This is a genomic window from Amycolatopsis tolypomycina, assembly GCF_900105945.1.
Lineage (GTDB): Bacteria > Actinomycetota > Actinomycetes > Mycobacteriales > Pseudonocardiaceae > Amycolatopsis > Amycolatopsis tolypomycina.
In genome coordinates, this window is sequence record NZ_FNSO01000004.1 from 3,399,392 (window position 1) to 3,411,514 (window position 12,123).

The window sequence follows — 12,123 nt, forward strand, 5'->3', positions numbered from 1 at the left end:
GCTCGCCTATTGGCGGGAGGCGCCGGCGGGCCCGGATCGCGTCTTCGCGGCTCGGGCCCACCGAACCCGAGCTGGAGGAAATAGCGCCAGGCGACGATGTTCGGGACGTTCGTGAGGTCGTGCGGGTCGGCGTCGGGGCGGCTCGGGTCGCAGGGCACCAGCCCGGCCGCCGCGAGGATCATCGCGACGCCGAGCGTGCCGAATCTCCCTTGCCGGCGACGGCCTGCTCGGCCTTGGCGACCTGTTCGTCGATGCCGTGCAGGGTGCGCCGAGCCCGGTCCGCCCGGTACCGGCAGTAGATGATCTGGTCGCGGCGCTGGTCCTTGGGGCCGGCAGGCCAGGGCTGGGTGCAGATGTGCCCGCCGGGATCTGCTCATCCGGGTGCTCGTGGCGCCACGCCTGGACCACGTACGGCACGTCGGGTATCCGCGCGCCGAGGATGAGCACCCTACTCAAGATCATCGATCTTGAGCCAAAGTCAGGTAAGGTGACGGAATGGTCATGCGGGTGGCAATCCCCGTGCTGCCGTGCCGAGATGTGCAGGCAGCGCGGTCGTACTTCACGGACGTGCTCGGATTTGACACCATATTCACCTGGGAGACCCCACCTAGCTACGCGGCCGTGATCCGCGACACCGCCGAGTTCCACCTGTACGCCGAAAGCAGCGTCGGCCCGGCCAGGGTGACGGTTGTCGTCGACGACGTCGATTCCTGCCACGACGAGCTGCGCGCCCGCGGCGCCGACATCGTCGAGCCACTGGCTGACCGGCCCTACGGGATGCGCGACTTCAACGTACGGACACCCGATGGGCACTTGTTGATCTTTAGCCAGCCGCTTACCGAGTCCGGGTGACCATCGGCGGACCAGCCGGAAGCATGACCGGACCTCGTCGATGAACAACGCCGGCTGCTCGAACGCCGCGAAGTGGCCGCCCTTGCCGGGCTCGTTCCAGTACCGGATGTTCGGGTCGACCAGCCATCGCAATTTCTTGGCCACGGACAACATATCTGGATCAGGAACACTGGATGCGCCGTTCACCGCGTCTATGGTCAATGCCACCGAATAGAACAGCAGTACTGCCGATATGACGAAAACTGCGCCGGCGAGATTCTCCAGTACTGCCAACCGTGTTCGGGATGCGGTGATCCCGGTGATCACGGCGTAGTTGAAGCTCGTGAGGACGCGGGCGACCGGATCGATGGCGTGGGGCCTGCTCACCTCGGCCCACCGGGAAACCGCCGCTGCCCGAGCCGTCCCGTACGGACGCCGCACCTCCGAGCAGAGACCACCAAGCGCCTGAAACGTTCCAGCCAGATTCGATCTGGCAGGCCTCTCGCGCCCACAAGGTGAAGCGAGAGGAGGCAGCCATGGCGGAGCCACTGCGAGTGGCGGTCCTGATCGGCAGCACCCGAGAAGGCCGGGCCGGCGCGGCGGTAGGCCACTGGTTCACCACCACGGCCGCACGGCGGGCCGGGCTCGACCTCGATGCGCTCGACCTCGTGGACGCCGACCTCCCGGCGGCGTACCCGGCCGCGCCGACCCCGGCCTTGACCCGGTTCCGGGAGCGCATCGCGCGGGCGGAGGCATACGTCGTCGTCACGCCGGAGTACAACCGCAGCTTCCCCGGGCCGCTCAAGCAGGCGATCGACTTCGCCTATGACGAGTGGCACGCGAAGCCGGTCGGCTTCGTCTCCTACGGCTACCGTGCCCGTGGCCGGCACGCCGTCGAACACCTGCGGGATGTCTTCCTCGAACTGCACACCGTGACGATGCGCGACGTCGTCGCCCTCGATCTGCTCGAGCCGGCGTTCGACGACGAGTACGTGACCGCCCTGCTCGACGAACTCACCTGGTGGGGGCTCGCGTTGCGCGACGCCCGCCGGAGCCGCCCCTACTGCGCATGAAAGGTCCGCAGATGAACTCACCCGCGATCGAAACCACCGGGCTGGTCAAAGCCTTCGGCGACACCCGCGCCGTGGACGGGGTCGACCTCGTCGTGCCGGCCGGCACCGTCTACGGCGTCCTCGGGCCCAACGGTGCCGGCAAGACCACCACCGTCAAGATGCTGGCCACGCTGCTGCGTCCGGACGGCGGTGAGGCCAGGGTGTTCGGCCGTGACGTGGTCCGGGAGGCCGACGCCGTCCGCGGGCGGGTCAGCCTCACCGGCCAGTACGCGTCGGTGGACGAAGACCTGACCGGCACCGAAAACCTGGTGCTGCTGGGCCGCCTGCTCGGCCACACCCGGCCGGCCGCCCGCGACCGGGCCGCGCAGCTGCTCGCCGCGTTCGGCCTGACCGCGGCCGCCGACAAGCAGGTCAAGCACTACTCCGGCGGCATGCGGCGGCGGCTCGACATCGCCGCGAGCATCCTCAACACCCCGGACCTGCTGTTCCTCGACGAGCCCACCACGGGGCTCGACCCGCGCAGCCGCAACCAGGTGTGGGACATCGTGCGCGCGATCGTCGCGCAGGGCACCACCGTGCTGCTCACCACCCAGTACCTCGACGAAGCCGACCAGCTGGCGTCGCGGATCGCGGTGATCGACCACGGCCGCGTGATCGCCGAAGGCACCCAAGGGGAGCTGAAGGCCTCGGTGGGCGCGGGCGCGGTCCACCTCCGGCTGCGGGACGCCGCCCAGCGGGAGGCCGCCGAACGCGTGCTGGCCCGGGTGGTCGACGCCGCCATCCAGCGCGAGCCGGACCCGGTCGCGCTCACCGCGCGGCTCACCGCGGCGGCCGGCGACACCGCCGCCGCCGAACAGTCCGCCCGCGCGCTGGCCGAACTCGCCGCCGCCGGGATCACCGTGGACACCTTCTCACTCGGCCAGCCCAGCCTCGACGAGGTCTTCCTGGCCCTGACCGACCACACCGCCGGCGGAGAGGAAGCGGCATGAGTGCCACCGCAGTCAAGGACACCGAACTCACCGCACCGAGGGCCGAAGACCTCGCCGCGGTGCTCGTCGCGACCGAGCGGCCGCCGCGGCCGGGCGCGCTGTCGACGTCGGTCACCTTCGGCTGGCGGGCCGTGCTGAAGATCAAGCACGTGCCCGAGCAGCTGTTCGACGTCACCGCGTTCCCGATCATGATGACGCTGATGTTCACCTACCTCTTCGGCGGCGCGCTGGCCGGTTCGCCGGGGGAGTACCTGCAGTTCTTCCTGCCCGGCATTCTCGCCAGCAGCATCGTGATGATCACGATGTACACCGGCATCTCGATCAACACCGACATCGAGAAGGGCGTCTTCGACCGGTTCCGCACCCTGCCGATCTGGCGTCCGTCGGCGATGGTCGGCTACCTGCTCGGCGACGTGCTGCGCTACCTGATCGCGTCCGCGGTGATCATGGTGGTGGGCCTGATCCTCGGCTTCCGCCCCGGCGGCGGGTTCGCCGGCGTGGCGGCCGGGGTGGCGCTGCTGCTGGTGTTCTCGTTCGCGTTCTCCTGGGTGTGGACGATGTTCGGGCTGCTGCTGCGCACCGAGAAGTCGGTGATGGGGGTCAGCATGATGGTGATCTTCCCGCTGACGTTCCTGTCCAACATCTACGTCAGCCCGTCGACGATGCCCGGCTGGCTGCGGGTGGTCGTCGACATCAACCCGATCTCCCACCTGGTGACGGGCGTGCGTTCGATGATGGCGGGCGCGTGGGACGTCCCGGCGGTGCTCATCACGCTGGGCGCGTCGGTGCTGCTGGTGGCGGTGTTCGGCACGCTGACCATGCGGCTCTACAACCGCAAGTGACCGCGGGTCAGAGCCGCCAGCGGACTGCCGGATCCGGGGCGTAGCGGCACGACGAGCCGGTCGTGATCGAGGACGTCAGGTGCCCGGCCAGTTCCGGGTGGAGGTCGGCCAGCTTGCGGAGCGTGTCCCGGATCCGGGCCGTCACGGCCTTGCGGGCACGCTCCGCCTCGTCGCCGAGGCGGCGGGTGCGGCCGCCCAGCCCGGCCGCCGCGCGCAGCTCCGCCAGCAGGGCCTCGCGTTCGCGGTCCAGCTTCGCCGCCCGGGCGTCGTCGCCGCGGTCCGCCGCGCTGTCGATCTCCTCGTCGAGGTGGCCGAGGCGGCGGCGGTAGGCGGCCTTCGCCGTCTCGTCCAGGACCGGGTCGGCGCCGATCCCTTTTGCTGCCACCACCGTTTGGCCGCCTTCGGGCGCGAGGAGCCGGACCGCGGGCACGTCGGTACCCGGGAGCCCGAGCAGGATGTGGAGGTCTCGCAGGCCTTTCGCGTCCGGCACCCGGACCTCGCGGCCGGCGAACCGCAGCGACCAGACCTCGTCGGTGCGGCGGAACTCGTTGGCGGGCACCGGTTTCGCCTCGACCGGCTCGGGCGGGGAGACCAGGTGCGGCATGTCGAGTTCGGCGGCCTCCGCGCGCACGGCTTCGAGCAGGGACGCCGCCCGCGCGGCGTCCCCCGTCGTGCCTCGGGTGACCAGCACCGCGGCGAGCCGGGCGCGGATTTCCGCCGCCCACGGCCGCAGGCGCATCCGGTCCGCCGACGCGGCCGCCGCGCCGAGCCGCGTCACCGCTTCGTCGAGGCGGCCCAGCGCCGCTTCCAGGAGCCCGGCCCACAGGTCGACCGGTCCGCTGATCTCGCAGCCGTACAACGCGACCAGCCATTCCCCGGAGTACGGCGCGAGCTCGCCGAGGAGCCGTTCGCAGGCCTCGCGGTCACCGGTCAGCGCGGCCACCTGGGCCTGGCAGCGCAGCCACAGCGGGGCGAATTCGCGGGAGAACGGCCCGGCGACGACGGCCGCCTCGCGGGCCGCGGCCGCGTCGCCCCGCTGGGCGGCGGTGAGCACGGCCAGCAGGTCGGGGTGCGGGTGGTCGCCGGCGGCCACCCGCGCGGCGTGGGCGGCCAGGTCGTCGAACCGGCCCTGCAGCAGCAGGTAGCTCCAGCGGACGTGGTCCATCATGAAGCCGAAGTCCTGGCCGAACCGCGCCTCGACCTGGTCCAGGTCCGCGTGCGCCTCGGCGAACCGGCCGCGCTGGGCGCGGATGATGCTGCGGTCGAGCAGGCCCGCGAACTCGGCACCGGGCAGGCCGCTGCCGTCGGCCAGCGCCTGGAAGGCCCGGAACTGGTCGAGGTAGCGCGGGTCGCCCTGCTCCAGCAGCGCGACCCACTTGAGCGACGACGCGAAGTACGCGTTCTCGCGGTCGCCGGTCCGCTGGGCCAGCACGGCCAGCTCGTCGGTCAGCCGCTCCCGTTCCCGCGCGGTGCCCGGCCCCCAGATCAGGTCGTGCCGCGCCCACAGCGTGAACGACAGCTCCTGGTCGTCGTCGCCGTCGCGCGCCAGCATCGCGGCCCGTGCGGCGAGCTCCAGCGTGACGCGCTCGAGCGACAGCGGCTCCGCCGGTTTCCCCGCCAGCCGCTCGTACGCCGACACGAGCAGCTCCGACGTCAGCTCGAGGCGCGGGCCGGCCGGGGCGGTGCGGGACAGGGTGAGCGCGGCCCTGGCGAGCAGCGCGTCGTCGTCGAGCTCGCGCACCAGCGCGACCGCGTCTTCGAACTGCCGCCACGCTTCGTCGTTCTCGCCGCAGCGGCTCAGCACGGTGCCGAGGTCGAGGCCGATCACGATGCGCCGCCGCGGGTCGCCGGCGCGTTCCAGGGCGTGCCGGTAGTGGCCGATGGACTCCTCGGTCGCCAGCCGCGCGCTCGCGTCGCGCGCCGCGGCCACCAGCAGGTCGGCCGCGCGGCCGGGGTCGACCTCGGCGCCCGCGAGGTAGGCGTGGCGGGCCCGGTCGGCCGCGAACACCAGGGGTGCCAGCTCGGGCGACGCGTCGAGGGCGCGGACGACCGCGGCGTGCCGCCGCCGGGCTTCGGCCGGGGCCAGCTCGGCGTACCGCGACTCCCGCACCAGGTCGTGGGCGAAGGCGAACCGGCCGTTGCCGAGCGCGGTCACCAGCCGGGCCGCGGCCGCGTGGGCCAGCAGCTGGTCGACCTCCGGCGCCGGCGCCCCGGCGAGCGCGGCGAGGACCCGGCGGTGGAACTCCCGGCCGAGCACCGCGGCGTCGACCAGCAACCGCGTGACCGGCGTCGGCAGCAGGGAAAGGCGCCGCCGCAGGGCGTCCCGGACACCGGGCGCGACGGCCGACACCGGGCTGCCGCTGTGCCACAGCCGCGCGGTCTGCTCGACGAAGAACGGGTTGCCGCCGGTCCGCAGGTGCACCTCGGCGGCCAGCGCGGGATCCGGCTCGGTGCCCGCGGTGCGGCTCATCAGCTCGGCCACTTCGTCCGGCGCGAGCCCGGTCAGCGTCACCGTGGTCGCCTTCGCCACGAGAGGCAGGACGAGGTCGTGCAGCCGGTGGCCCGGCGCGTCGACCTCGACGTCCCGGTAGGCGCCGACCAGCAGGAGCCGCTCGAACCAGGTGTGCCGCGCCGCGAACTCCAGCAGCCGCAGCGAAGCCGCGTCGGCCCAGTGCAGGTCGTCGAGCACCACGACGACCGGACGGTCGTGAGCCGCGGCGGCCAGCGCTGTCGTGACGGCGTCGTGCAGCCGGAAGCCGTCGTCGGCCGGTGCGCCCACGGTTTCGCCGAGCAGCGCCGACAGCGTGGTGGTGTCGGTCCGCGCCCACTCGTCTTCCGGCAGTTCCCGCCGCAGGGCGCGCACGACCTGCACCCACGGCCAGTACCCGGGCGCGCTGCCGGAGTCCCAGCAGGCGCCGGCGAGCACGAGCGCCCCGCGCCGGCGCGCCTCGTCGGCCAGCCCGGTGACGAGGGTGGTCTTGCCGATCCCGGCCTCGCCGGTGACGAGCACGAGGCCACCGTGGCTCGCGACGGCCCGGTCAAGCTCGGCCCGCAACGCCGCGGCGGGGTGCGCTCGCCCGATCAGCGCGCCAGTCATGTCCGGTTCCTCCCAGGTCCGGCGTCGAGCATCTCACGCAGGCCCGTCGCACGACTTCCCGCCGCTCACGTGAGGATCCCGACCAAGGTGTATAACGTCGTGTACGGCACCGGGACGATCAGTGGCTAAGGTCGCGGCAGCTTGCCTGCCAAAGCCTTCCCAAACGCCGCAGCGACGTCACAAGCACCACCGCCGGTCTTCAAGGCGAAGATCCGGATGTGTTCCGTGCGCTTCGCGTCGAACTGGCGGTGGTGCCACGACACCGCGCAGCTGTCGCCGGTCGGGTTGCGGGTGCCGGTGACGCCGCCGAGGTCGACCGGGCTCCCGTCGTCCGGCACGCTCGAGTAGCCCTTGTCGAAGGTCAGCCGCAGGGATGTCGTCGCCGTCCATTCGCAATCGCGCAGCCGGTTGAGCTTGACTTCGCGGACCGGGCCGAGCACCGGCGTCACCGCGGTCTTGTCGAGCACCGAGCACGGGTCCGTCGCGAGCAGCGTGCCGGGCGGCAGGTCGTACCCGGTGCCGCCGCGGATGCGGTCGAGGACTTTGGCGAGGGTGGTCTTCGCCAGGCCGCACGTCTCGGCCAGCGCCGTCACCCCGAGTTCCGGCTGCGCGGGGACCTGGACGCTGGCGTCGCACGTGCTGCCGCTGATTTCGGTGAACAGCACCGGACGGCCGTCGAGGTCCTCGGCCGGCCTGCCGGCCTCGACGTAGATCTGGTCGCCGAGCTTGATCGAGATCTTCTGGCCGGACTTCGTCCGGTATTCGCAGCGGTCGAAGTACCCCGAGTCCGGGACGGCGCTCAGCTTGCCCGCGTCGGGGACGCTGACGCCGTTCAGCACCTTGCACGGGTCCGTGCGCCGCAGCGTTTCCAGGCTTGTCGGATCGAGGTTCGCGCCCGCGGTCGGCGGATCCGCGTCGGCCCGCGCCACCAGCACGGCCACCAGGCTGCCGACGGCGAGCCCGGCGACGGTCGCGAGGGCGGTCACGACCGGGAACCAGCGGCGACGTCGGGGCGGCGCGGGCGGCGGGATGGGCAGTGGCGCGGGCGCCGGCCAGGACAGCGCGGTGCGGACCGCGGTGTCCTGTGCGTCGATCAGCCGGTGGACCGGGTCCGGCCACGGCCGGGTTCCGGGCGTCACCGGGCCGAGGAAGTCGAGGATGCGCTGCGGTGCCGGCCGCCGGGCCGGGTCCTTGGCCAGGCACGGCTCGACGAGGGTGCGGATTTCGGGTGGCAGGCCGGTCAGGTCGGGGCTGGCGTGCACGACGTTGTAGAGCAGCTGCGCCGTCGTGGAGCCGGTGAACGGGCCGCGGCCGGTCGCCGCCATCACCAGCACGCCGCCGAGGGAGAAGACGTCGCTGGCCGGGGTGAGCGGGCGGCTTTCGGCCTGTTCGGGGGACATGAACGCGGGGGAGCCGACGATGCCGCCGGTGCCGGTGAGGTCGGCGCCGCCCTCGGTGGCGCGGGCGATGCCGAAGTCGATCACCCGTGGCCCGTCGGCGGTCAGGAGGACGTTGCCGGGCTTGAGGTCGCGGTGGATCAGCCCGACCCGGTGGATCTCGATCAGCGCGGTCGCGAGCCCGACGGCGAGCCGGCGCACCGCTTCGGCCGGCAGTGGCCCGGTTGCTTCGACGGCTTCCTTCAGCGACGGCCCGGTGACGAACACCGAAGCGAGCCACGGGGTTTCGGCGTCGGCGTCGGCGTCCATGACCGCCGCGGTGAAGGCCCCCGAGACCCGTTGTGACGCCAGCACTTCTTGCCGGAACCGGCTGCGGAAGTGAGCGTCGCGCGCGAACTCGGCGTGGACCTGCTTGAGTGCTACGAGGCGGCCGTCCGGGGCGACGCCGAGCAGGACGCGGCCCATGCCGCCTTCGCCGAGTGCGGCGACGAGGCGGTACTTCCCGGCTTGCCGGGTGTCGCCCGGTTCCAGTGGCTTCACGGCTTCGGCAGTCCGGGCCGGGCCGCCTTGGCGAAGTCCTGTACCTGGCGGCAGGTCTGCTCGATGGTGAGCGTGCTGGCGGAAGTGGCGTACCGGACGATGACGTTCTCCGAGGCTTGTTCGCCGACCTGCCGGTGCGGCCAGGTCAGGGTGCAGGTGACCGACGCGGGGTTGTCCTGGTCGGCGGTGAAGGAGGCGGTGAGCCCGCCGAGGTCGACAGTGCCGGCCTTGGTGTGGGAACCGTCCTTGGCCGCGACGGGCGGGTACCCCCGTTCGAGGTTGACGCTGATTTCGCCGCCGGCCGTCCAGCGGCACTCGTGCAGGCCGCGGGGTTGGACCTTGGTGATCGGGCCGGCGATCCGCTGTGTGGTCGCGGTGTCGACGAGGCCGCAGGGGTCGACCGCCGCGAGACTTCCCGGTGGTGCGGCCGGAACGTTCCCCGCGCGGAGGCGGTTCAGTGTTTCGGTGAGCGCGGACTTCGCGGCGTCGCATGGTTGGGCGAACTTGCCTGGCCCGAGGGTGCCGGCCTCGATGCCGATGGTGTCGGCGGGGCGGTCGGTGATCGGCACGGAGGCTGTGCAGCCGCTGCTCTTGACGTCGAGGCTGAGCGGCAGGCCGGCCAGTTCGCCGGTGGGAGTGCCCTTGGCGGCCGACGGGCCCCCGATCGTCAGCTCCATCGACTGGCGCTGCGCGGTTTGGAAGGTGCAGGAGAAGAGGTGGACCGCGCCCTGCGGGGTGAGCTTCCCGATCCCGGGTACCGACGGCAGCACCTGGCACGGGTCGGCGGCGCGCAGCTTGTCCGGGCCCAGCGGGTCCGGGTTCGGCGCGGACGTCGTCGTCACCGGGGCCGGGCTGCTCGCCGGGGCGGCGGTCGCCCCACTGTCGCCGTTGAGCATCGTGACGGCGGTGATCGTGCCGGCCACGAGGATGGCGGCGGCCGTGGCGGCGAGCGTGATCCGCCGGCCGAGCCGTCGCGGCTTCGGGGGCTGGGTCACGGCGGCCGTGACCTCGGCCTGGTGGCGGGCGATGAGCGCGTGGACGGCGGGCGGCCAGGGCCGCTGGACCGGCGGCAGCGGCCCGAGGAGTTCGAGCAGCTGCGCCGGCGTCGGCCGCCGGGCCGGGTCCTTGGCGAGGCAGGGTTCGGCGAGAGCGCGGATGTCGGGCGGGAGGATCCGCAGGTCAGGGTGCGTGTGGACGACGTTGTAGAGCGACTGCGGTGCCGACGCCCCGGCGAAGGGGCTGCGTCCGGTGGCGGCGAGGACGAGGAGTGCGCCGAGGGAGAAGACGTCGCTGGCCGGGGTCAGCGGCCGCCCGTCCGCCTGCTCCGGCGACATGAACGCGGGCGAGCCGAGGATGACCCCGGTGTGCGTCAGGTCGGTGCTGCCCTCGGCGGCGCGGGCGATGCCGAAGTCGATGACGCGGGGTCCGTCGTCGGCGAGCAGGACGTTGCCGGGTTTGAGGTCCCGGTGCACGAGCCCGGCCCGGTGGATCCCGGTCAGCGCGGACGCCAGCCCGGCGGCCAGCTGCCGCACGGCGGCGGGCGGGAGTGGCCCGGTCGCGTCGACGGCTTCCTGCAGCGAAGGACCGGCGACGAAGACGGAGGCCAGCCACGGGGTGGGCGCGTGCGGGTCGGCGTCCATCACGGCGGCGGTGTAGGCGCCCGAGACGAGCCGGGAGGCGTCGACCTCGCGGCGGAACCGTGCACGGAACCCGGGATCGTGCGCGAACCCGCGATGAACCTGCTTGACGGCGGCCAGCCGGCCATCGGGGGCGACCCCGAGCAGCACGCGCCCCATCCCGCCTTCGCCGACCACGGCGAGCAGCCGGTACCGCCCCACCTGCGCCGGCTCACCCGGCCTCAACGGCTCCACGCCCCACCTCCGCGGGCGATCGTAGAGCGTGGGCCTGCGCGGCCGGCGGGGAATGGCCTGATCCGCGCCGGTGCGGTGATCTGCTACCGCCTGCCCTATAGTCGCGTGACGTCGGCCAACGGACCTGCGGGGGAGAAGGATGTCGCGCGAGCGCAGCCTGACGCTGAAGGTCTTGAACGCGGCCGCTCGAGAACTGGCTCCGGCCATCGAGGAGTTCAACAGGCAGCAGCGGCGCGCGTCGCGTGTTGCAGAGTATTTCGTGGTTGTCGAGCACCGACTGGGCGGGCCCGCGGAAGAGCTGGCGCCCTGGCCGTCGGAGAAGAACGTTCTCTACCGGTTCACCAGGCAGTCTTTCGGCGAGGGCTGGGGCGTTGAGAGCGGCGACGGCACTCTCGGATACAGCATCCAGTTGATGCGCTGTCACACCGTGCGTAAAGGTCTCGCGAAGCGGGTGTTCGGTGGATGGCGGCGCTGGGACCGGCGGGAGAGCAACTGGGTCCGCCTTCTGGTGGTGGACGACGGTGTCCCGGCTTTGTTCTTCGACCGAAAGCGATACAGCGGCGACGTCGCGGGCTGGCGCCGGATACTCCGGGAAACCGGCTGGTCCGAACGGCAAAGCTGACCGTGTCGGCCGGCCACACAGTCCCCTGACGGGGCCCAGGCTGGGGCGTTAACCCGCTCGAAGAGCTGGACTTCGGGCTGCCCCTTGCAGCGTGGCGTGGGGTTCGTGAGCGGGGGCGCGTCAGCAACAGCAGCGGTCGTGAACTCACTGCCCGAGGTCATCGCGCACCGCGAGTTGGCCGATCGCCACCACGGACCCGCAAGGCTTGCAGAGGATTCCGCCGGGCCCGGCGAGTCTCGTCGCCGTTGTATGTGGGCCGCGGGGGGCGCATCGCTGACCGGGGTCTGCCATGATCGGCTCATGGGGGAACCAGGGCATCGGGCTGTCGTCGAGCGCATCGCCGACGCGGTCGGCTGGACGGGTGCCGTCGCGCCGAAGTACGGCTGGGACCACGTCGAGCGGCGGCTGGGGCTGGTGTTCCCGGCCGACTACAAGGAGTTCATGGGGCGGTTCCCGTCGTGCTGCTTCCGCGGTGTGCTCCGCCTCTGGAACCCGGTCCAGAACACCGAGGGCCTGGCCCGGTTCACCGACGACTTCGGCCGCCTTCTCGACGGCGTCCGCGAAGGCCGCGAGTACTACCCGGAGATCCCGGCGCCGTTCCCGGCGCCCGGCGGGGTGATCCCGTTCGCCGACGACATGAGCGGCGGCGCGCTGTTCTGGGTGCCGTGGACGGCCGACCCCGACGGGTGGCACGTGACCCGGCAGAGCGCGAGCCTGCCCGACGACTGGATGCGGACGCGCCGTCCGATGACGGCCGTGCTGCTCGAGCTCGCCACCAGCCGCAGCTCGCGCAACGTGCTCCGCTGGGATCTGTCCGGCGCGGACCGGTCGATCGAGCTGTTCTGACCCGGGCCCGAAGCA

General features: G+C 72.4%; 9 protein-coding genes. 6 read left to right on the plus strand and 3 right to left on the minus strand.

The genetic code is table 11. The annotated features are described in order from the left end of the window. The first annotated feature begins 495 nt into the window (after positions 1-495). The 4 genes from BLW76_RS25625 (at position 496) to BLW76_RS25645 (ending at position 3,735) form a co-directional block, all read left to right on the plus strand. Positions 496-852 carry a VOC family protein gene (locus tag BLW76_RS25625; RefSeq protein WP_072477610.1) on the plus strand — a complete coding sequence of 119 codons (357 nt, stop codon included), beginning with the start codon at positions 496-498 and terminating at the stop codon, positions 850-852. A gap of 515 nt (positions 853-1,367) precedes the next feature. Further along, a complete protein-coding gene (locus BLW76_RS25635; RefSeq protein WP_091311719.1) occupies positions 1,368-1,904 on the plus strand; it encodes an NADPH-dependent FMN reductase in 537 nt (178 codons plus the stop codon). 11 nt (positions 1,905-1,915) lie between these two features. Continuing rightward, positions 1,916-2,893 carry an ATP-binding cassette domain-containing protein gene (locus BLW76_RS25640; protein ID WP_091311721.1) on the plus strand — a complete coding sequence of 326 codons (978 nt, stop codon included), beginning with the start codon at positions 1,916-1,918 and terminating at the stop codon, positions 2,891-2,893. After that, positions 2,890-3,735, plus strand: coding sequence for an ABC transporter permease (locus BLW76_RS25645; protein WP_091311723.1), 846 nt, complete (start codon positions 2,890-2,892; stop codon positions 3,733-3,735). Before BLW76_RS25640 ends, BLW76_RS25645 begins: the two co-directional genes overlap by 4 nt. Positions 3,736-3,742: 7 nt before the next feature. Here BLW76_RS25645 and BLW76_RS25650 read toward each other — a convergent pair whose 3' ends face one another. From BLW76_RS25650 to BLW76_RS25660, 3 genes are all read right to left on the minus strand, one after another. Further along, complete coding sequence (locus BLW76_RS25650) at positions 3,743-6,832, minus strand: ATP-binding protein (protein WP_091311725.1); 3,090 nt, start codon at positions 6,830-6,832, stop codon at positions 3,743-3,745. Between the two features lie 125 nt (positions 6,833-6,957). Next, entirely contained in the window at positions 6,958-8,769 is a 1,812-nt protein-coding gene (locus BLW76_RS25655) for a serine/threonine-protein kinase (protein WP_091311727.1), read from the minus strand. Next, positions 8,766-10,640 (minus strand): serine/threonine-protein kinase, encoded by a 1,875-nt coding sequence (locus BLW76_RS25660; protein ID WP_091311729.1) that lies wholly within the window; start codon positions 10,638-10,640, stop codon positions 8,766-8,768. The genes BLW76_RS25655 and BLW76_RS25660 overlap by 4 nt, the downstream gene beginning before the upstream one ends. A 139-nt stretch (positions 10,641-10,779) precedes the next feature. On the opposite strand from BLW76_RS25660, the gene BLW76_RS25665 reads away from it, so the two are divergent. Together BLW76_RS25665 and BLW76_RS25670 are read left to right on the plus strand one after the other, a co-directional pair. After that, the gene (locus tag BLW76_RS25665) at positions 10,780-11,262 is read left to right on the plus strand and encodes a hypothetical protein (protein ID WP_091311731.1); all 483 of its coding nucleotides are present in this window, start codon (positions 10,780-10,782) and stop codon (positions 11,260-11,262) included. A gap of 300 nt (positions 11,263-11,562) precedes the next feature. Next, positions 11,563-12,108, plus strand: coding sequence for an SMI1/KNR4 family protein (locus BLW76_RS25670; protein WP_091311734.1), 546 nt, complete (start codon positions 11,563-11,565; stop codon positions 12,106-12,108). Positions 12,109-12,123 lie beyond the last annotated feature (15 nt).

Bases quoted from the DNA above. Each gene is read 5' to 3' on its own strand.
- BLW76_RS25625 (WP_072477610.1), top strand. From the start codon at position 496: ATGGTCATGCGGGTGGCAATCCCCGTGCTGCCGTGCCGAGATGTGCAG.
- BLW76_RS25635 (WP_091311719.1), top strand. From the start codon at position 1,368: ATGGCGGAGCCACTGCGAGTGGCGGTCCTGATCGGCAGCACCCGAGAA.
- BLW76_RS25640 (WP_091311721.1), top strand. From the start codon at position 1,916: ATGAACTCACCCGCGATCGAAACCACCGGGCTGGTCAAAGCCTTCGGC.
- BLW76_RS25645 (WP_091311723.1), top strand. From the start codon at position 2,890: ATGAGTGCCACCGCAGTCAAGGACACCGAACTCACCGCACCGAGGGCC.
- BLW76_RS25650 (WP_091311725.1), bottom strand. From the start codon at position 6,832: ATGACTGGCGCGCTGATCGGGCGAGCGCACCCCGCCGCGGCGTTGCGG.
- BLW76_RS25665 (WP_091311731.1), top strand. From the start codon at position 10,780: ATGTCGCGCGAGCGCAGCCTGACGCTGAAGGTCTTGAACGCGGCCGCT.
- BLW76_RS25670 (WP_091311734.1), top strand. From the start codon at position 11,563: ATGGGGGAACCAGGGCATCGGGCTGTCGTCGAGCGCATCGCCGACGCG.